We start from the raw sequence: 20,660 nt of genomic DNA, 5'->3' as shown, positions 1-20,660 counted from the left end.
GCCGCACTGGGCCAAGGATGGCCCATTGCGGCGGCCCACGGATTCAAGCCGGAGTGCGGGCATACCGAGCCCAGGCGAGGCACCGAGTGGTGGGGCAAAGCGTTTTTTGGTTACTTTTTTAGGCGTTCTTGTAAAAAAGTGACCCGCTGTAAGAGCGGAACCAATAGCAGCCGTTACCGCAGCAACGGATATGTACTCAATCTACCCAACCCCCCTCACAGACTTAAAGCAACACAAAGAGTTGCGTAGATACCTATGCTGCGACAGCAGTGTGTCAGTCAGTGCAGATATCAACTGAACCGCCGCCATCGCAGACAAGCCAGCCCCCACATTTGATCTTCAAATGTCTTGGACATATCAGTGAGTGCCGGGGTTGGCGCGCAGGTGCACAACCGTCTGTTCCAGCCCTTCCCAGCGCGTTGCATTCGGCGCAAATTGCCCGCGCAGGTACGCAACCAAATCCGCCACTTGGGCAGTGGACAAACTGTCCTTGAAGCCCGGCATATACCCCAGGTCCTTGGTCGCCGGGTTGCTGATACCCTGCAAAATCACCTTGATCAGGTTATCCGGCTGGTCGCTGTGCACATTGGTGTTGGTCGCCAATGACGGGCTGACGCCGAACAACTTCGGCCCCAGGCCATCGGCATGACAGGCCTTGCACGACCCTTCAAACACGCGACGGCCATTCGAATTCGGTACAGTCGCCGCCGCCACAACCTGCGCTTGCGCCGTCGCTTCGCCATTGAGCGAAGCCAAATACACCGCCATCGCGCGGATATCCGCCTTGGGTAACTTCGACAGCTCACTCACCACCGGGCCCATCGGCCCCGCCGCCACGCCATGGGCGTCGGAATAACCGGTGCTGAGGTAGCTGAACAACTGGTCTTCAGTCCACGGCGTCGGGGCCTTGGACAAACCGGTCAATGCCGGCGCTTCCCACCCATCGACACGGCCACCAGCGAGGAACGCCTTGCCGCCCTTCTCCGCGCCCATCAGGTTACGCGGCGAATGGCACGCCGCGCAGTGCCCCAGACCATTGACCAGATAATTGCCGCGGTTCCACTGCTCACCGCGTTCAGGCTGCGGGGTAATTTCTGCGCGCCTTAAATTCAGCGCATTCCAACCGGCCATCAACGGCCGGATATTGAACGGGAAATTCATCGCATTCGGCGTCGGCGCCTGGCTCACCGGCGCCTGCGACATGAGGTAGGCATACAGCGCCTGCATGTCGGCATCGTTGATATTGCGAAACGCAGTATAGGGAAACGCCGGATACAAATTGCGCCCATCGCGGCCAATGCCGTCGCGCATCGCGCGCTCGAATGCCGGGTACGACCAGGCGCCGATCCCGGTCTTCACATCGGGGGTGATATTGCTGCTGTACAACGTGCCGAATGGCGTCTGCATCGCCAGCCCGCCTGCGTTGGTCGCCCCGCCCGGTGCCGTATGGCAGACCGCACAATCGCCCACCGCCGCCAGCAAACGCCCGCGCTCCAGGGTGGCCTTGGACCAGATGCCGGCACCGGGCGGTGCAATCGGTGCAATTTCAGGCTGAAACGGCCAGGCCGTGGCCAGCACCGCGCCCAAGGTTGCAAACAGCGCACCGAACCACCATTTTTTGCGTTTTTCCGGCGACTTGGCAGGTTCGCCCAACGTACCGGCGTTCAGCGCTGCCAAGACCCGCTCGGGCGTGATGGGCAACTCGCGAAAACGAATGCCGGTGGCGTCATAAATCGCATTGGCAATCGCCGCCGCGCTCGGCACCGACGCCGATTCACCGGCGCCCATTGGCGGCTGGTCCTGACGCGGCATCATCAGTACATCGATCTGCGGCACTTCGGGGAACGTCAGGATCGGGTAGCCGCCCCACTCCTTGCTCGCCACGGTCGACTCTTCAAAGGTCACGCGCTCCTTCAACACGCGGCTGGTGGACTGGATCACATTGCCGTGAATCTGATGCTGCACGCCCGCCGGGTTGATCATCATCCCCGCGTCATGGCCGATTACCACGCGCGTCACCGATACGTCGCCGGTCTGTTTGTCGATGGCCACATCCGCCACCCAGGCCGCCCACGCTGCGCCGAAGCCGGGGAACTTGCTGTGGATGTAACGCGCGTAGGCAAAGCCCCGGCCGCGCAGCAGGTGGTCTTCGTTGGCGGTTTGCATCGGCGCGGTGTGCGGTGACCAATTGGCGCGTTCAGCCGTGGACTTCACCAGGTCGATGGCACGCTGATCCTTGAGGTAGCGCAGGCGGTATTCCACCGGGTCGACACCGGCCGCAAACGCCAGTTCGTCGATATAGGATTCATGGGCAAAGGTGTTGGGCAAGGCCGACACGCCGCGCATCCACGAGGCGCGTACGATGGGCGCCATGTCGTTGATGGTCACGCGCATGTGGTCGATGTCATACGGCGGGATCGAGGTGCGGTCGCCCATCTCGAACATCGCCGCCACCGGCTCGACGCGACCGGTGAGCAACAGTGCCAGGGTCGGTGCGCCGTTGGAGGGGTAACTGGTTTCAAAATCATAGCCGGCAATGCTGCCGTCGGCGTTGAGGCCGCCGTCCACATCCATCAACTGCGCCGTGCCCTTGGGCTCCCACAGGTGTTCCTGTTCACGGGTCAGTTGCACCCGCACCGGCTTGCCCACGGCGCGGGATAACAGTAAGGCATCGGCGCACACATCATCGGCACAATTACGCCCGTAGCAGCCGGCGGCTTCCATACGGATGACATCAATCAGGTTTTCATCGCACTCAACCAACCACGCCAGATCCGCCCGTAACAGGTGGGGGTTCTGGCTGCCGGACCACACCCGACTCCCGGCTGCCTGGTAATCGGCCACGCCACACGAAGGACCAATCGAGCCATGCATCTGGTACGGCCACAGGTAACTGCGCGGCATGCGCTGGCTGGCACCGGCCAGGGCTGCATCGACATTGCCCTGGTCAAGCACCGTGCGGCGCACCCGTGGGTTGTCGCGGATGGCCTGCTCGACATCACTCATGTCCGGCAAGGCGTTGTTCCAGGGTTTCCAGTGCACCTGTAATGCTTGGGCGGCCTTGATCGCCTGCTCTTCACGCAACGCGACCACGCCGACAAAATCCCGAATCACCACTACGGCGACGATTCCGGGGATAGCTGCGATAGACGTCTCGTCCACACTTAACAGGCTGTTACCGACAAAATCCCCGCAATCCAACCCGGCATACGGCGGGCGAATGACGCGACCATGGAGCATGTCCGGCACGCGCATGTCGTGCACGTAAGTCAGTTCACCGGTGGCCTTGCCGGGGATATCCACGCGCGCAGCGCCCTGGCCCACCAGACGGTAATCCTCGACAGCCTTCAACGGTGCATCACCGCTGATGCGCAACTGGTCGTGCTCGCCGCTGACCAGTTCACCGTAGGTCGTGCTGCGCCCGTCCTGTGCGCGGATAACCCCGGCTTCAACCTTGAGGCTGCCCGTACTCACTCCCCAACGGCCCGCCGCCCGCGCCAGCAAAAAACGTCGCGCCTCGGCCGCAGCGTTACGCAAGGGGATCGCTGAAATCTGCACGGTCGCACTGGCAATGGTCGCGCCCTGGTTAGGCGCGCGCTCGGTATCCCCCAGCACCATCTTGACCTGGTCCAGGGTCAGGTCCAGCTCTTCGGCGACGATCTGCGCGAGTGAGGTGCGAATGCCGGTGCCCAAATCCACATGGCCGTTGAACGCATAGACCACACCGTCATCGTTGACGGCGATAAACAGCCCCAGCTCCTTGGGTTTCACGGTGGGCGTGCCGCCCTTGGCCACCGGGCCCGAAGGCGGCAACACGTCATCGACGACGAGTAAGACGCCGGCCTTGGCCAGCCACTGGTCACGGGAAAGTGGGGTGTCGGTCATGGTCGGCCATCCACGGTCAAGAGGTGAGCGGCACGCAGCACGGCGCGCAGGATTTCGATATGAGTGCCACAGCGGCAAAGGTTGCCCGAGAGTTCATTGCGGACCTCGGTTTCGCTGGGGCTGGGGTTGCGGTCGAGCAAGGCCTTGGCGGTCATGATCATGCCGTTGAGGCAGTAGCCGCATTGCGCGGCCTGCTCATCGATAAACGCTTGTTGCACCGGATGCGGCGCCTGGCGTGTCCCCAGGCCTTCGAGAGTGACGATCTCTCGCCCTGCCGCACCGGACAATGGGAACACACAAGAACGCGCCGCCACGCCATCGATGATCACAGTGCAGGCGCCGCACTCGCCCAAACCGCAGCCGTATTTGGCGCCGTTGAGCGCCAGGTCATTGCGCAACACCAGCAACAGCGGCGTATCCGCCATGGCGCTGACTTCTTGGGTGTGGCCGTTGACCTCAAGCGCTACCGTGATGAGGGGGCTGATCATTCGCTTCGCCTGTATCAGTTGGTGAAGTGCCTACTACACGAAACAGTCAAAAAAAAGCGTCGCCGGCCTGGGGCCTCGCGACACACTTGATGCGTGAAGTGACTACTACATGAACCGAGAGCAAAAACGATGCCAACGGATGGTGGCACACCCTGTGGCGAGCGGGTTCGCCCCGCGTTAGGGCGCGAAGGGGCCCTATCAAGGCCGCCGCGCTTTTTCAGTGAGAACCCTGCGGCTGGGTCAGTTTAGGGCTGCTGCGCTGCCCAATGCGGGGCAAGCCCGCTTGCCACACTTATTCCTGCGGGTCGTCGATCATCTTGCGCAACAGGAACAACACCGCCACCCGTTCGGCCGGGTTGAGGTTGCTCATGGTCAGCTCGCTGATCTGCGCGGCACAGGGCACGGTTTGATCTACCAGCACGGCACCGGCAGCGGAAAGGTCGACCACCACCTTGCGTTTATCTTGCGGGTCCGGCTCCAGGGTAATCAGCTCCTTGGCCTTTAACCGCTCGACAATACCGCGAATGGTCGCCTGGTCCACGGCGGTGGCCTTGACCAGTTCGGTGAGGGAACTTGCACCGTGATCGCGCAGCGCGCACAGGGTGACAAACTGCACGGCAGTGAGCTGGGAGTCGCCGACATTCTGCTGAAAGATCGCCAGGTGGCGCTGGTAGGCCTTGCGCAGCAGGTGGCCAACTTGTTCAGAAAAAACGTAGGAATCAGGCACGGCGGGCTCGGTGGGTGACTAGCGATGGGCAGGCATGATGGCGGGGATAATGCATGGACTCAAGCTTCTCACTGAAGAAACCCGGACAACCCTGTGGGAGCGGGCTTACTCGCGAATGCGGTGGTTCAGCCACTGAATCTGTTAACTGACACACCGCTTTCGCGAGCAAGCCCGCTCCCACCTTTGGATCTTCAGCGGGCCAGTGAGGCGGCTGGCGCGACGACGTCACCCGCGATAACAACCGCCTCGTCATCCAGATACACATCACAATGCCGCAGCGGAATATCCATATGGCACGGCGTCTTGCGCGTCCCACCCACCTCGGTATTGGGCCCGGTGGAAAAGAGGAAATTGCCATAGAACGCCCGCGCGTCCATGCACATACCGTCGTTCTTGTCATGCAGCCCCATGGCAGTCCACTGCGCCCGTGGCTGCAAACCCCAGCCGATATGAGAGATGCCGTACACCTCGGGGTCGTTGAAATACTTCATGTAATCACGCAGGTATTCAGCCTCGAAGCCGCCGTGGATCTTGGTGATAAAGCCCTTCTCGATCTCCAGCGTGATCTTCTCGCGCGCGTAGGTCTTGAACGGCAGCAGGATGTCACCGATGTCCAGCACCAGCACGCCCTCGGCGGTTTCTTCATTGGGCCAGGAGAACAGAAAGCCGCTGGGCCAGTGGTCCCAACGCCCCGGCTCATCGGCAAAACCGTACTCGGTCACTGACGGGTACTGCCCCAATGCCGCACGAAAGTCACTGCCGGCGCGGGATTTGACGTGAATCGAGCGCGCCTTTTTCAGCAACTGCTCGGCCGCCAGCACACGCACCTTGTCTTCTTCTGTGGGCAGCATGCGCGCCAGCACTTCCGGGGGCTCCACGGCCAGCAGGATGCGGGTGCCGGTCTTGAGGATCTGCTCCTGCTCTGGCGAGTGCAGCAACATCATGGTGTCGACGACCAGGTCAGCCGCTTCCAGCGCACGCTGGGCGGCAATATTGCCGGTGAGCGCGGTGTCGCCGCAGTAGGCGGTCATGTCATTGCCCATCGCCTTGGGATGGTTGAACGACGGCAGCTCCACCGCATACACCTTGGCCCCCAGGCGCTGCGCAGCATCCATCGCGGCGCGCACGGTGCGTGGGTCGGAGTAATGGCTCTTGAGCACGGCAACGCTCTGGGTCGGATCGACCTTCGACAGCGTCAGCACGTGTTCAAACATCTGGGTCAGTTCGCAATCGCTTACCGGCATTTTCCTGTCTCCTGTTGGGCTGCACCACGTTCAAGCACCGCGCTTCACTTTAGTGCACTTATATAGCGTATACGCCAATTAATAACGATGAGACCTGAATTGCAGACGGACTGCAAGTAGCGCACCACAACGTTACCTTACGAAACAAACCCAACAGATAAAGGGATAAAAGCGTTACAGATGACCATAACGCTCAAAAAATTATTTTGCGAGCACAGGCTTCCCATTTAAAAAAATGAGCGTATACACTTTAAAAACCTTGCGGACAGACGCCGCCGAAAATCAAAAAGAGAGAGGATCACGCCCCATGGGAAGCACACAAAAAATCGCTATCGTCGGTGCCGGCCTGGGCGGTGCCGCAGCGGCCACCCTGTTGCAGCAAGCCGGTTTTGACGTAGACATCTACGAGCAGGCGCCAGCGTTTTCCCGATTGGGTGCGGGGATCCACATGAGCCCCAACATCATGAAAATCTTTCGCCGCATGGGCATCGAACAACAGCTGGACTTGATGGGCTCACACCCCGAGCACTGGTTCAGCCGTTGCGGCGAAACCGGCGATTACCTCTCGCGCATTCCCCTCACCGGCTACGGCGCCTCCTACGTCACCGTGCACCGTGGCGACCTGCACGCCTTGCAAATGTCCACCCTCAAACCCGGCACGCTGCATTTCAACAAACGCCTGGAAACCCTCGAGGAAACCGACACCCAGGTACGCCTGACCTTTGCCGACGGTGAAGTGACCTACGCCGACATCGTGATCGGCGCCGACGGCATCAATTCGAAGATTCGCGAAGAACTGCTCGGCGTGGAAAAACCGCTGTACAGCGGCTGGGTGGCGCACCGCGCGCTGATCCGTGGCGACCAATTGGCCAAGTACGACCTCAGGTTCGAAGACTGCATCAAGTGGTGGACCGAAGACCGGCACATGATGGTGTATTACACCACCGGCAAACGCGACGAGTACTACTACGTCACCGGCGTGCCCCATGCCGAATGGGACTTCCAGGGCGCGTTCGTCGACAGCAGCCGCGAGGAGATGTTTGATGCCTTCAAGGGCTATCACCCCACCGTGCAGGCATTGATCGAGTCCACCGAAAGCGTGACTAAATGGCCGCTGCGCAACCGCAACCCACTCCCACTGTGGAGCCGTGGCCGCCTGGTATTGCTGGGGGACGCGTGCCACCCGATGAAACCGCACATGGCCCAGGGCGCCGGCATGGCCATTGAAGATGCCGCCATGCTCACGCGCTGCCTGCAGGAAACCGGAATCAGCGACTACCGCACGGCGTTCGAGCTGTATGAAGCCAACCGCAAGGAGCGCGCTTCCCGCGTGCAGGCGGTGTCCAACGCCAATACCTGGTTGCGCACCCAGGAAGACCCGGCCTGGGTCTACGGCTATGACCTGTACGCCCAGGAGCTGAAATCGGGGGTGGCCGCGTGAGCACCTTTTTGTATGGCGGTAACGTCCAGGCCAATGGCATTCGCCAGCACTACTTGCGTTACGGCGGCAAAGGCCCGGCGCTGATCCTGATCCCGGGCATCACCAGCCCGGCGATTACCTGGGGGTTTGTCGCGCAGCGCCTGGGCGCGCAGTTCGACACCTATGTGCTGGATGTACGTGGACGCGGCCTATCGTCCACCGGCCCCGAGCTGGATTACAGCGCAGACACCTGCGCCGAGGACATTGGCGCGTTTGCCGATGCGCTGAACCTGGACAGCTACCACTTGGTCGGCCATTCCATGGGCGCGCGCTTTGCCGTGCGCAGTGCCGTCAAACATCCCCAGGGCGTAAACCGCGTGGTGCTGATCGACCCGCCGGTGTCTGGCCCTGGTCGGCGTGAATACCCGAGCAAACTGCCGTGGTACGTCGACTCGATCCGCCAGTCCCTGCTTGGGATGGATGCCGAGGCGATGCGCGCTTTCTGCGCCACCTGGACGCAAGAGCAGCTGCAACTGCGCGCCGAATGGCTGCACACCTGCTATGAACCCGCCATCGTGCGCGCCTTCAATGACTTTCACGCGGTGGACTTCCACCAGGACCTGCCCCACCTCAAGGCCCCTGCCCTGTTGATGGTGGCAGGGCGCGGCGGGGTGATCCTCGACGAGGACATCGCTGAAATCCAGGACCTGCAACCAGCCATCCAGGTCGCCCGCGTACCCAACGCCGGGCACATGATTCCGTGGGATGACCTCGAGGGTTTCTTCCACGCCCTCGGCGACTTCCTCACACAATAAGAGTGGAGACCACCATGCAGAAGCCTTACCGCATCGGCCAGATCGTGCCGAGTTCCAACACCACCATGGAAACCGAGATCCCGGCGATGCTCACTGCGCGCCAGGCGATTCGCCCCGAGCGCTTTACCTTTCACTCCAGCCGCATGCGCATGAAGCAAGTGCGCAAAGAAGAACTGGCGGCGATGGACGGCGAATCCGACCGTTGCGCCGTTGAACTGTCCGATGCCAAGGTCGACGTGCTGGGTTACGCCTGCCTGGTGGCGATCATGGCGATGGGGCTGGGTTATCACCGCAACTCCGAACAGCGCCTGCGCAAGGCCACGGCGGATAACGACGCCAACGCCCCGGTCATTACCAGCGCCGGTGCGCTGATCGAAGGCCTGAAAGTCATGGGCGCCAAGCGAATAGCAATTGTCGCGCCGTATATGAAGCCACTGACCGAACTGGTGGTGAACTACATCCGCGAAGAAGGCTTTGACGTGGTCGACTGGCGCGCCCTGGAGATCCCCGACAACCTCGAAGTGGCGCGCCACGACCCGGCCAACCTGCCGGCCATCGTCGCCGGTATGAACCTGGAAGGCGTCGACGTGATCGTGCTCTCGGCCTGCGTGCAGATGCAGTCGCTGCCGGTGGTGGCCAAGGTCGAGGCGCAAACCGGCAAACCGGTGCTCACCGCCGCCATCGCTACCACCTACGCCATGCTCAAGGCGCTGGACCTGGAGCCTATCGTTCCTGGGGCCGGCGCCCTGCTCTCCGGCGCGTATTGAGGAGTTTTGCGATGAGCGAACAATCCGCCGACGCCAACTACCAGGGCGTATGGGGCAACCGCATTGGCTTCGGCAAAAAAGCCGCACTGCTGATGATCGACTTCATGCAGGGCTATACCACCGAAGGCGCGCCGTTATATGCCCCCGAGGTTGCAATTGCCGTGACTGAAAGCGTCGAACTGTTGGCCACTGCACGCAAGCACGGGATTGCGGTGGTGCACACCAATATCCGCTACCATCCCGGCCATTTCGCCGACGGTGGCATCTGGGTCAAGAAAGCCCCGGTGATGAAGGACATGGTCGAAGGCAACCCACTCGCGGCGTTCTGCCCCGAGGTCTTGCCCCGGGCCGATGAAGTGGTGATCACCAAGCAATATGCCAGTGCATTTTTCGGCAGCAGCCTGGCCCCGATGCTGCACGCCCAAGGCATCGACACGGTGGTGCTGGCCGGCTGTTCCACCAGCGGCTGCATTCGTGCCACCGCAGTGGATGCGGTGCAACACGGGTTTCGCACCATCGTCGTGCGCGAATGCGTCGGCGACCGACACCCCGCGCCCCACGAAGCCAACTTGTTCGATATCGACAGCAAGTATGGCGACGTGGTGAGCAAGCAGGAGGCGATGAGCAAGTTCAGGGAGCAATAAGACGTTATTAAGAACTGCGCCATAGAGCGTGGTCTTGAAAAAACTGAGGTCCGGCCTGGAAATGCATTCACCTATGGGAGCCAATCCCTGTGGGAGCCGGGCTTGCCCGCGATGCGCACGCTGCGGTGTAACTGTTACACCGCGCCGATGCCATCGCAGGCAAGCCAGCGCCCACAGATGCTCGCTCGCCACAGGTCAATGCCAAACCAGAAATATCTCAGTCTTCTGACACTGCCTTTGGAAGTCGCTTTTACAGCACTCCGAAGTGCTCGAACAAAAGCGGCTGTATAAAAACCATAAGTCACCGCCGGGAGACACCCCAATGCCCATTGCGAATGCAGCGCCCGCGACCACGGTCGCCGACCCCGTTACCACGCTTTACCACAAGATCACCTGGAAGCTGATTCCGTTCCTGTGTTTCTGCTACCTGGCCGCCTACCTCGACCGCATCAACATCGGCTTTGCCAAGTTGCAGATGCTCGACCAACTGCACTTCAGTGAAACCGCGTTTGGCCTGGGCGCCGGCTTGTTCTTCGTCGGCTACATCATCTTTGAAGTGCCGAGCAACCTGGTCCTGGAAAGGGTCGGCGCGAAGATCTGGATCGCACGCATCATGATCACCTGGGGCCTGCTCTCGGCCTGCACCATGCTGGTCACCTCCACCACCCAGTTCTACATCCTGCGCTTTCTGCTCGGCGCCGCCGAAGCGGGCTTTTTGCCAGGCGTGCTGTATTACCTCACCACCTGGTTCCCCACCCATCGACGGGGGCGCATCATCGCGCTGTTCATGATCGGCCTGCCGCTGTCCAGCGTGATCGGCGGCCCGCTGTCCGGCTGGATCATGGGCCACTTCGACAACATGGGCGGCCTGCGTGGTTGGCAGTGGCTGTTCCTGATTGAAGCGGTGCCCAGTGTATTGCTCGGCGTGCTGACATTCTGGGCGCTGCCCAATACCTTTCAACAGGCCAAATGGCTGTCGGACGAAGAAAAGAGCCTGCTCGAAAGCGAACTGCGCAAGGACGACGCGGACGCCACCGGCAGCAAGCACAGCTTCCGCGACGGCTTCTTCAATCTCAAAGTGTGGATGCTTGGCGGTATCGATTTTTCGATCCTGCTCAGCGCCTACGCCATGGGTTTCTGGATGCCGACATTCATCCGCAATGCGGGCATCACCGACACCTTCCATATCGGCATGCTCACTGCGTTGCCGAGCGTGGCGGCCTTGCTCGGCATGCTGCTGATCGGCGCCAGCTCCGACAAACATCGCGAACGCCGCTGGCACATCATCGTGCCGTTTCTGATCGGCGCGGCGGCGATGGCCACCAGCACATTCTTCACCCATAACGTGGTTGCCACGGTGCTGTTGTTCGCCATCGCCTCGGCCGCGATCATCGGCGCCGTGCCGGTGTTTTTCAGCCTGCCGGCGACCTTTCTCAAAGGCACGGCGGCGGCCACCGGATTTGCCCTGGCGTGCTCGCTCGCGAATATCGCAGGCCTGGTGAGTAACTCGTTGATGGGCGTGGCGATCGACGTCACAGGCAGCAGCGCGGGCGCCTTGTGGTTCTTCGCCGGGTGCCTGATCCTCAGCAGCTTCCTGGTCATCGCCTTGCCGGCGAAACTGGTGAACCGTTAACAACAACAATTTTTTCGGATGAATCACCATGCAAGCTTTCCTTAAAAGCTGTGCCCTGATTGTCGCCGTCGGCCTGTGTGCCGGCACCGCGCAGGCGGCTGAAAAAGTCATCTTCGACACCGACTTCAACGTGCTCAACGATGACGGCCAGGCCTTTATCATGCTCGCTCAGTTGCATACGCAAAAACGCATCGACCTGCTGGGCATGACGCTCGTCAGCGGCAACGCCTGGGTCGACCAGGAACAAGTCGATGCCCTCAAGGCTGTGGAACGCATGGGGGTGGAGAACGAGGTGGGCGTCTACTCGGGCGCCGCCTACCCGCTGCTGCATGACTACGCCACTTACGAGGCAGAGAAAGCGCTGTTTGGCTCCGGCTGGCCGGGGGCGTTCAAACACCCGCGCCCTACCTCGGCCTCACAACTGATCGCGCCACCGGATGGCCTGGCGACCCACACCCAGTTGCGCAGTGAAACGGCCGCACAGTTCATCGTCGAAAGCGTGCGGGCCAACCCGCACCAGGTGACCATTCTCGCCGTCGGCCCGTTGACCAACGTCGCCCTGGCGATTCGCTCGGCGCCGGACATCGTGCCGCTGATCAAGCGCATCGTGTACATGGGCGGCGCCCTGGAGATCCCGGGCAACACCACGCCGGCGGCGGAATTCAACTGGTGGTTCGACCCGGAGGCCGCGAAGATCGTGTTGCGCTCACCGATCGAACACGTGATTTTCCCGAATGATGTGTGCGAGAAAGTCACCTTCGACAAATCGGTTTACCAGCGCGTGATTGCCCAGAAAGGCGCGATTGCCGACCTCTACAAGCACGAGTTCGGGCCGCTATTCGACAAAGACCCGAGCTACCACAGCTTTACCTGGGACAGTTTGCCCGCACTGTTCCTGGTCAACCCGCAAATCGTCACCGAATCCCGCGAGTTGTGGGTGGACGTAGATGCGACCTTTGGCGCCGACTACGGCCGTGCACTGGGCTACAAAAAAGGCGCACCGGTCGGTACGCAGAAAGCCAACGTGGTGTTTGGCGTCGATCAGCAGAAGTTCTGGGACGGCTACGTCAACCTCGTGACATTGCCAACCCCGGTCAAACACTGACCGGCGGATCGCTCCCACCTGGCGTGGGAGCGATCATCCTTTCAGTCACGGACGGCCCGACGCTGGATTGAGGCAGGCCTGTAGAATGCCGGACAATTTCAGGGCCACATCCGTCGCCTGCTGCGCTGTTACGACATTGGTGAAGCCCATCAACAAGCCTTGCTCGCGCCCCGGTTCAAGCATCCACTGCGACAACGCTTGAAGGGCAAGGCCTTCGCGATTCGCCGCCTCGGCGACAACGTGGTCCGGCACCGCCACCACCAACCGCGCCAACAGATTAATCCCCCCGGCTTGCTCATCCACGCACAAAAACGCCGCGCAATGCACGCGCAACGCCTCCACTAAAAACCCTCGGCGCTGCGCATACAACAGGCGCATCTTTTTCAGGTGTCGGGTGAAATGGCCCTGTTCCAGAAAATCCGCCGCCGTCAGCTGCAATAACTGCGCACTGCGCTGTTGCAACGCGTGGGCGCTGTGCTCGAAAGCCTCCACCAACTGCGCGGGCACCACCAGATAGCCCAGCCGCAACCCCGGAAACAGCATTTTGCTGAAGCTCCCGACATGGATCACCCGGTCTTGCACATCCTGACTCTTGAGCGCCGCCAACGGCTGCCCCTGGTAGCGAAACTCACTGTCGTAATCATCCTCTACCACCCAACTGCCCTGCTCCTGCGCCCAGGCCAGCAAAGCCTGCCGCCGCGCCCAGCTCAACGCCACGCCCAGGGGGCTCTGATGGGCCGGGGTCACGACCGCCAGTCGCGCCTGCCGATCACGCTGGATGCCCTGCCCGACATCCAGCCCATCCCGATCCACCGGCACCGGCACCAGCTCAACACCTTGATGGATCAATAGCTGCCGTGCGTGCAGATAACCCGGGTCTTCATACCAGCAACGCTGCCCCGCCATCTGCAGCGCATCGCACACCAGCGTCAGGCACCCCGCATAGCCTGAGCACACAAATACCTGCTGTGGCGTACATTCCACGCCCCGGTACAACGCCAGGTAGCTGGCAATCGCCACACGCAACGCCTGGGCGCCACGCACGTCGCCCATGCCCAGGCTGTCGGCATCGGTGCGGCGCACCTGCCGGGTGACCAGTCGTGCCCACAGTTTGCGCGGGAACGCATCCAGCGCCGGCTGCCCCATTTGCAACGCCGGGGTTGCCGAGGCCTGCGGCAGTGCGGCCGGCTGCGGTTTCATCGCAACCTGCGGCAATGCCCTGGAAATGACGGTGCCCGCCTGCCCCCGCGCCTCAAAGAAACCCTCGCTGACCAACAGTTGATAAGCCGCTTCCACCGTTCCCCGCGCCACCTTGAGTTCCAGCGCAAGGCTGCGCACCGACGGCACGCGATCACCCGGGCCAAGCTGGCCCTGATCAATGGCCAGACGAAAGCGGCGGTAGATTTCCTGGTATTTGGGCAGTGACGACATCACAAACAGGCTCGGCAGAATGACAAAGCGGAGTCTGATCATGTCCCAACCCACTTGTCCAATCATGCCCCTGTTGAGCGGCCGTGCCGCCACCGAAAATGGCGCATCCCTTACGCAAACAAGGATCGCCCATGAAACACCGTCTCGATTACGCCAAAGCCGCCCCTGCAGGTTACAAAGCCCTGGGATCAGTCCACAGCTATATCCATGGCTGCGGCCTGGAGAAAGAATTGATTGAGCTGGTGTACCTGCGGGTCTCGCAACTCAACGGCTGCGCTTATTGCCTGGACTCGCATTCGCGCGACCTGCTCAAGCAAGGCGTGAGCCTGGAAAAAATCATGCTACTGGCGGCCTGGAACGAAGCATTGCCGCTGTTCACCGCGCGTGAACGTGCCGCCCTGGCCTGGGCCGAGGTGGTCACCCAGGTCGCGCAAACCCAGGTGCCGCAAGCGGATTACGTCAGCGTGGCGGCTATGTTCAGCGAGAAGGAAGTCGCTGACCTGACCCTGGCCATTTCCCTGATGAACGCCTTGAACCGCGTCGCCATCAGCTTTCGCAAAGTGCCGACGGCGGTCAAGGCCCATCAGGAGAACCTCAACGATGAATGAGCATGTCGAATTGGTGCCGATGGAAACCGAGGCCGACTGCATCGCCAGCTTTGCGCTGATGCAGCAACTGCGGCCGCACCTGACCGACGCCATCAGCTTCGCGGAACAAGTCCAGCGCCAGCGCCAAAATGGCTACCACTTGCTGGCCGCGCGCGAGCACGGCCGGGTCATCGGCCTGGCCGGCTACCGGCTGACCGAAAACACCCTCTACGGGCGGTTTATCTATGTCGATGACCTGGTGGTCGATGCGGCTTTGCAACGTAGACGCCTGGGCGAGCAACTGCTCGAGCGGGTGCGCGAAGAAACCCGCACCCGGGGTTATCGCTACCTGGTGTTGGACACCGGCTTGCATATGGTCCTGGCCCAGCGTTTCTACTTCCGTCAAGGCTTGTTGCCGCGCGGCATGCATTTTTCCCAGGACCTGGGCCAATGACCCGCGCCCTGTTACTCAGCTTCAGCCCCCACGGCAAGGCCGCGCAGACCTTCAAGCTGGCCCGCGCGCTGCTGGATGACCTGGTGCCGGGCGCCGAGGTCAGCGAGCGCGATTACGGCGGCCAGGCATTGCCGCCGCTGACCCGTGAGTATGCGAACGCACTCACCACGCCTGGCGGCTTAAGCGGCAACGCGACGGCGTTGTCGGAACAATTGATCGTCGAACTGGAAGCCTGTGACCTGCTGATCCTCTGCACCCCGGTGCACAATTTCACCGTGCCGGCGGCGCTCAAGGGCTGGATCGACCACGTGGTGCGTATTCATCGCAGTTTCACGGTGAATGCACAGTTCGAAAAAGTCGGGTTGCTCAAGGATCGGCGTACGTTTGTGCTGGTCAGTTGCGGCAATTCACGCAAGGGGCATGAGCCGGATTTCCTGACACCGTATCTGACCGCGATCCTGTCGACGGTGGGCATCCACAGCGTGGATTTCGTCTACCTGGGCGCCATGGTGCGCGGAGAACAAGCGGTCGCCCGGGCGGTGGAACAGGCACACCGACAATTGTCGCAGGCAATCAGCACTGGCCTATAAAATTAATGGCGCTAGAATCAGCGCCATTCTTGCACCTGCCTCTCTGATACGAGCCGCCCATGAGCTTTGATTTCGACACGATCCACCCCCGCCTCGGCACCGGCAGCACCAAGTGGAGCCGCTACCCGCAAGACATCTTGCCGATGTGGATCGCCGACATGGATATCGCCGCGCCACCCGCGATATTGCACGCGCTGCATGCTCGCCTTGATCAGCAAATCCTTGGCTACAGCGTCGCCGGCCCGGACGTGCGCGAAGCCATCGTCGCTGACCTGTGGGCCAAATACGCCTGGCGCGTGCAGCCTGAAGAGCTGTTGTTCCTGCCCGGCGTCGAGCCCGGCTTCAATATGGCCCTGCATGCGTTTGTGCAACCGGGCCAACCGGTGGTGCTGCAAACCCCCAATTACCGGCCGATCCGCTTGGCACCGGGTCACTGGAACCTGCCGCGTATCGAAGTGCCGTTCGAACTGATCAACGGCGAATACATCACACCAATGCCCGCGATACGCCAGGCACTGACCGGCGCCGGTGCACTGTTGCTGAGCAACCCGCACAACCCCATGGGCAAAGTCTTCCCCCGCGAAGAACTGCTCGCCGTGGCCAACGCCTGCCTGGAAAACGGCGCGCTGATCATCAGCGACGAAATCCATGCCGAACTGTGCTTCGATGGCCGCCGCCACATCCCTACCGCCAGCCTCAGTCCCGAAATCGCCCAGCGCACCATTACCCTGATGTCGGCGAGCAAGGCCTACAACGTGGCCGGTTTGAAGACCTGCTTTGCCGTGGTGCAGAACGCCGAGGTGCGCGAGCGCTTCAATAATGCCCGCTGCGGCATGGTCGACAGTGTCAGCCCGCTGGGCCTGGAAGCCACCCGCGCCGCCTATAGCCTGTGCAGCGACTGGCTGGACGCGCTGGTGCAGTACCTGCAAGCCAACCGTGACTATCTGCTCAATGCCGTGCAAACCCGTTTGCCGGGTGTGGTGATGCATGCCCCTCAGGGCACCTTTCTGGCTTGGCTGGATTGCAGCGCCCTGGGCCTGGATGACCCACAGCAATTCTTCCTGGAACAGGCCAAGGTCGGCTTGAGCGCAGGCATCGAATTCGGCGATGACAGCCAGCAGTTTGTACGCCTGAACTTCGGCTGCCCACGGGCGATGCTCGAAGAAGGCCTGCAACGCATGGCGCACGCACTGCGTCACCGTTAGGGCGCAATTCACAACGTTTCGCAGCGAGTGCCGAACCCCTGCTGTTACTGTTTTTGCCTTTCAGTCCCACCGGCAACAGCAGGAGTTCCATGGCATGGCGACCCAGCCCCTTGATCGTTCGTCCGACCCCAAATCCCTTCCCGGTACGCCGCTTAAGTCAGCCGCAGCGTTCCATGTGCTACTCAAGAACAGTGCAAACAAGAAAGTCGAGTCCCAGGACAAGACGCCATCGGGGCTCGATGCCAGCAAGCAACAAGGCTACGAACTGGCGGCCAAGGACGCCACGCCGCCACCTGCTCTGTCTGACTACAAGGCCATCGGCCCGCCGGATGAAGTGGGCCCGGGGCTGATTCGTTACGAGACCCAGGACGGCAAGAAGGTCATCGTCAGCGAGCACGACAGCCCGGACCTGTTCAAGCAAGTCAGCGCAGACTTCAAGTCCCTCTCCGGCGTGGTTGCCAGCCAGAACGCCGGTTACCAGAGCCTGGGCGCGGACGGCAAGGCACCGGAAAAACTCGCCGATTACAAATCTCTCGGCCCGCCTGATGAAACCGGCCCCGGCGTGATCCGCTATGAAACCCAGGACGGCACCAAGGTCGTTATCAGCCAGCGTGACAACCCCGAAGCCTTCCAGAAAGCCAAGGACGACTATGCGAGTTTCACCGGCCTCACCAGCAGCGAAGACGCCGGCTACAAGCGCGCCAGCGATAACGAAGTGTGGCCGCCGTATGGTGGCACCACCGTCGGCCCGGTCGATGAAGTCGGCCCGGGGCTGATCCGCTTCGAAAGCAACGGCCAGAAAATGGTCGTGGCCCGTGATGACAACCCCAAGCTGTTCGACTACCTGGCCGGCCTGCACGAGGTCTATACCGACCCGGGCAAGAAGGCCGTGGTGGAAGGCGAACTGAATAACGGCGCGACACTGGCCGACGCCAACACGCCAGTGCCGGGCCTGAATGACTACAAGACGTTCAGTTGGAACAACGACCAGAAAGACAGCATCCTCACCTACGAACTCCATGACGGCACCAAGGTGGTGGTGTCCTCGAATGTCAGCCCCGAGCTGTTCAAGAGTGTCGCCACCGCGCATGACACCTGGGACAAAATCCACACCAGCGAAAGCGAAGGCTACAAGCTGGCGGGGCCGAATGACTTCCTGAAAAATACCGACATCACCTTTGGTTCCCCCGATGAACTGGGCGATGGCCTGATCCGCTACGAGACCAGCGAAGGCAAAGTCATCGTGTCCAAGGAACTGAGCCCGCAGCTCTACGATGACGTCAAGGCCAAGTGGGACGCCTTCAGTGCCGGTGCAGTCGATGACACCCGCACGAAGCACAACCTGCCCAAGTCGGCTGACCTGGATGTGCTGAACATGGACACCGGCGTGCACGCCGATGAAAAAGACGACAAGTCGCCAACCCTGAGCGTCAGCGAACTGGCCACCACCCAACTGATCGACACCTACCGCGCCGGCGTCAAAGACGGCTCGATTCCCAAGGATGACCCGCGGGCCAAGCTGGTCCGCGCCCTGGAAGCCCAGGCCGCCTACCAGAATGGCCACGGCATCACCGGCTACGAAGAATCCAAGCGCCCGTTCAACACCACCTGGCGCGAGTTCGATGACAAGCAGACCGAGCTGACCTCGGCCGACATGCACGACATCATCGACGGCAAGGCCGTGCAACAGCAGATCGGCGAACTGTTCAAAGACCCGACCGTGCAGGCCGACTACAAGTCGAAGATGGACGACGCGATCAACAAGCTGCCGAACAAGGACGAGATCAAGCAGAAGCTGCTGGACCTCACATCCAACCCGGATTACGTGCTGTACCTCAAGGACCTGCAAAACCAGGGCAAGACCTCCGAGGCGCAAAAAGACCTGAGCGACACCCTGACCTCGCTGTCACTGTTCGATCCCGAAGCGGCCAGCAAAGCGGCGCAGAATATCCAGGCCGATGGTTTGACCACCGACCTCAATGCGATTCTTTCGGACCCGAGCAAGATCTCCGACGAGAACAAGGAACTGGCCACCAAGGACCTGTTCGGCCTGCTCAAGGGTGTATTGAAAGGCACCCTGCTCGACCTGCCGCGCCGTACCCAGGAAACCCTCGAGAAGTTCCTCAACGAAGGCTTGCAGGGCAAGGAAAAGTCGGCCGGGGTGACCAAGGCTCTGGAAGAGTTGGGTGAGGTCTACAAGAACAACGGCTCCATCAGCGAAGCTGACCTGAAAAGCGCACTGAACAAACCCTATATCGCGGTGGCCGATCGCGGCATGCTCGGCGAGGTCTTCAACACCCTTAACAGCAAGGGCATTCTTGGCTCCCTCGGCGCCGGCGTGACGCTGTTTTCGGCGATTTACCAACTGGTGGGCAAAGGCGGCAAGCTCGGTGAAACCCCGGCGCAGCGGATGTCCATCGCCAAGGATTTCCTCAGCTTTGCCGGCGGTTCCAGCCACTTTGTGCGTCTGGGCGACAAGATCGGCGAGACCTTGGGCAAAGGCGGCCTGGTGGACTTCCTCGGCCTGGACAAGACCTTGCCGGAGATTTGGGGCAAGAACGGGCTGCAGGAGCCTAACTTCGAGTTTCGCGTCAACGAGTTGCCAAGCGACGTCAAAGCCAAGATTACCAGTGCCCTCGATGCCGTGCCCGACAGCCAATACGACGGCATCTCGACAATGTTCGGCGAGGGCGACAAAGCCGTCACCGAGGCCACCGAAGGCCTGGCCACTCACCTGGATGACGGCCTGGCGGCAGCAGGCGCGGCCAAGTTGGGTGCGTCCAAGTCGGCGAAGATTGCCGGTTCGGTGATCAAGGTCCTGGGCCCGGCCACGGATATCGTCGGGGGTTTTGCCGATATCGTGTTGGGCGCCCTGGCGATCAAGAGTGGGGTCGACAGCAAAGACCCGCTGGCCCAGGCGGCGGGTGGCCTGCAAGTGGCGGGCGGTGCGTTCGGCGCATCGGCCGGGGTGCTCGGCGCCGCCGCACTGTTTGGCGCGGGCACGGCGGCGGCATTGACCGGGCCGCTGTTCCTGGTGGGTGTGGTGCTGGCGGTAGTCGGCGGGATCATCGGCTACTTTGTCGACCACAACAAAAAACAGAAAGCCACCGAGAAAGAAAACGACTGGTACCGCGACCTGGCCGGCGACGGTTTATTGCAGGACAACTGGGCCGACAAGGTCGAATACGCCCACTACGAAATCCACCACTACAAAGGCCGCGACACACCGACCGACGACAGTATCTTTCGCTTCCAGCAATCGGAGTGGGAACACTTTGACGAGACCCCGCAAAAAGGTGGCTCCTCGAGTAACCGACTGGACGGGGACTTGCACAAGCATTACGAAGACCCGAACACACCGCCGAAAAGCTTGCCGAGTGATGCGCCGCCGGAGAGACCACAACCCCATGCACCCGGCGGCGGTGGCCCGCGCATTAACTAACGGCCAGGCGGGCGGGCCTCTCTCCATGTGGGAGCTGGCTTGCCTGCGATGACGGCTTCGCGTTCACCATCCATGTGACTGATAAACCGCTATCGCAGCATAGGTATCTACACCTCTTTTTTTACGGGTGAGTACTGTGGTTGTCGGGGGGCGCTGAGTGCATATCCGTTGTTTGGGTCACGGCTGACATGGGTTCCGCCCTTACGGCGGGTCACTTTGGAAA

16 protein-coding genes are annotated in these 20,660 nt (G+C 61.4%); 11 read left to right on the top strand and 5 right to left on the bottom strand.

The window, feature by feature from the left end; all coding sequences use genetic code 11:
- Positions 1 to 357 precede the first annotated feature (357 nt).
- From ACDZ94_RS13980 to ACDZ94_RS13965, 4 genes are all read right to left on the bottom strand, one after another.
- Complete coding sequence (locus ACDZ94_RS13980; RefSeq protein ID WP_432750310.1) at positions 358 to 3,885, bottom strand: molybdopterin cofactor-binding domain-containing protein; 3,528 nt, start codon at positions 3,883 to 3,885, stop codon at positions 358 to 360.
- Positions 3,882 to 4,373, bottom strand: coding sequence for a (2Fe-2S)-binding protein (locus ACDZ94_RS13975; protein ID WP_221294639.1), 492 nt, complete (start codon positions 4,371 to 4,373; stop codon positions 3,882 to 3,884). Before ACDZ94_RS13975 ends, ACDZ94_RS13980 begins: the two co-directional genes overlap by 4 nt.
- Positions 4,374 to 4,665: 292 nt before the next feature.
- Positions 4,666 to 5,100, bottom strand: coding sequence for a MarR family winged helix-turn-helix transcriptional regulator (locus ACDZ94_RS13970; protein WP_053256240.1), 435 nt, complete (start codon positions 5,098 to 5,100; stop codon positions 4,666 to 4,668).
- A gap of 191 nt (positions 5,101 to 5,291) precedes the next feature.
- Complete coding sequence (locus tag ACDZ94_RS13965; RefSeq protein WP_064452260.1) at positions 5,292 to 6,344, bottom strand: 2,5-dihydroxypyridine 5,6-dioxygenase; 1,053 nt, start codon at positions 6,342 to 6,344, stop codon at positions 5,292 to 5,294.
- A 307-nt stretch (positions 6,345 to 6,651) separates the two neighbouring features.
- On the opposite strand from ACDZ94_RS13965, the gene ACDZ94_RS13960 reads away from it, so the two are divergent.
- The 6 genes from ACDZ94_RS13960 to ACDZ94_RS13935 all read left to right on the top strand — a co-directional run bounded on the left by ACDZ94_RS13960 (position 6,652) and on the right by ACDZ94_RS13935 (position 12,728).
- A complete protein-coding gene (locus tag ACDZ94_RS13960; protein ID WP_432750309.1) occupies positions 6,652 to 7,785 on the top strand; it encodes an FAD-dependent monooxygenase in 1,134 nt (377 codons plus the stop codon).
- Positions 7,782 to 8,579, top strand: a complete 798-nt coding sequence (locus ACDZ94_RS13955; RefSeq protein ID WP_064452258.1) for an alpha/beta fold hydrolase — start codon at positions 7,782 to 7,784, stop codon at positions 8,577 to 8,579. Before ACDZ94_RS13960 ends, ACDZ94_RS13955 begins: the two co-directional genes overlap by 4 nt.
- A 14-nt stretch (positions 8,580 to 8,593) precedes the next feature.
- The gene (locus ACDZ94_RS13950; protein ID WP_016977977.1) at positions 8,594 to 9,346 is read left to right on the top strand and encodes a maleate cis-trans isomerase family protein; all 753 of its coding nucleotides are present in this window, start codon (positions 8,594 to 8,596) and stop codon (positions 9,344 to 9,346) included.
- 11 nt (positions 9,347 to 9,357) lie between these two features.
- Complete coding sequence (locus tag ACDZ94_RS13945) at positions 9,358 to 9,990, top strand: N-carbamoylsarcosine amidohydrolase (protein ID WP_064452257.1); 633 nt, start codon at positions 9,358 to 9,360, stop codon at positions 9,988 to 9,990.
- A gap of 322 nt (positions 9,991 to 10,312) precedes the next feature.
- Positions 10,313 to 11,623, top strand: a complete 1,311-nt coding sequence (locus ACDZ94_RS13940; protein WP_064452256.1) for an MFS transporter — start codon at positions 10,313 to 10,315, stop codon at positions 11,621 to 11,623.
- A gap of 28 nt (positions 11,624 to 11,651) precedes the next feature.
- Positions 11,652 to 12,728: a nucleoside hydrolase gene (locus ACDZ94_RS13935; protein WP_432750308.1), complete on the top strand. Its 1,077-nt coding sequence runs from the start codon at positions 11,652 to 11,654 to the stop codon at positions 12,726 to 12,728.
- Between the two features lie 45 nt (positions 12,729 to 12,773).
- On the opposite strand, the gene ACDZ94_RS13930 is transcribed toward ACDZ94_RS13935, so the two are convergent.
- Positions 12,774 to 14,159, bottom strand: a complete 1,386-nt coding sequence (locus tag ACDZ94_RS13930; protein WP_432751501.1) for a PLP-dependent aminotransferase family protein — start codon at positions 14,157 to 14,159, stop codon at positions 12,774 to 12,776.
- 131 nt (positions 14,160 to 14,290) lie between these two features.
- Between ACDZ94_RS13930 and ACDZ94_RS13925 the strand changes: the two genes are divergently transcribed.
- The 5 genes from ACDZ94_RS13925 to ACDZ94_RS13905 all read left to right on the top strand — a co-directional run bounded on the left by ACDZ94_RS13925 (position 14,291) and on the right by ACDZ94_RS13905 (position 20,437).
- On the top strand, positions 14,291 to 14,767 hold the full coding sequence (locus ACDZ94_RS13925) for a carboxymuconolactone decarboxylase family protein (RefSeq protein ID WP_432750307.1): 477 nt from the start codon (positions 14,291 to 14,293) through the stop codon (positions 14,765 to 14,767).
- The gene (locus ACDZ94_RS13920) at positions 14,760 to 15,200 is read left to right on the top strand and encodes a GNAT family N-acetyltransferase (RefSeq protein ID WP_432750306.1); all 441 of its coding nucleotides are present in this window, start codon (positions 14,760 to 14,762) and stop codon (positions 15,198 to 15,200) included. Before ACDZ94_RS13925 ends, ACDZ94_RS13920 begins: the two co-directional genes overlap by 8 nt.
- The gene (locus ACDZ94_RS13915; protein ID WP_432750305.1) at positions 15,197 to 15,790 is read left to right on the top strand and encodes an FMN-dependent NADH-azoreductase; all 594 of its coding nucleotides are present in this window, start codon (positions 15,197 to 15,199) and stop codon (positions 15,788 to 15,790) included. The genes ACDZ94_RS13920 and ACDZ94_RS13915 overlap by 4 nt, the downstream gene beginning before the upstream one ends.
- Before the next feature lie 59 nt (positions 15,791 to 15,849).
- Positions 15,850 to 16,995, top strand: a complete 1,146-nt coding sequence (locus ACDZ94_RS13910) for a MalY/PatB family protein (protein WP_432750304.1) — start codon at positions 15,850 to 15,852, stop codon at positions 16,993 to 16,995.
- Between the two features lie 94 nt (positions 16,996 to 17,089).
- Positions 17,090 to 20,437, top strand: coding sequence for a hypothetical protein (locus ACDZ94_RS13905; RefSeq protein ID WP_064452239.1), 3,348 nt, complete (start codon positions 17,090 to 17,092; stop codon positions 20,435 to 20,437).
- Positions 20,438 to 20,660: the final 223 nt, after the last annotated feature.

Origin of the sequence: Pseudomonas sp. UBT (genome assembly GCF_050915955.1) — a bacterium.
Lineage (GTDB): Bacteria > Pseudomonadota > Gammaproteobacteria > Pseudomonadales > Pseudomonadaceae > Aquipseudomonas > Aquipseudomonas antarctica_A.
This window is presented reverse-complemented; position numbering and strand designations above follow the sequence as displayed.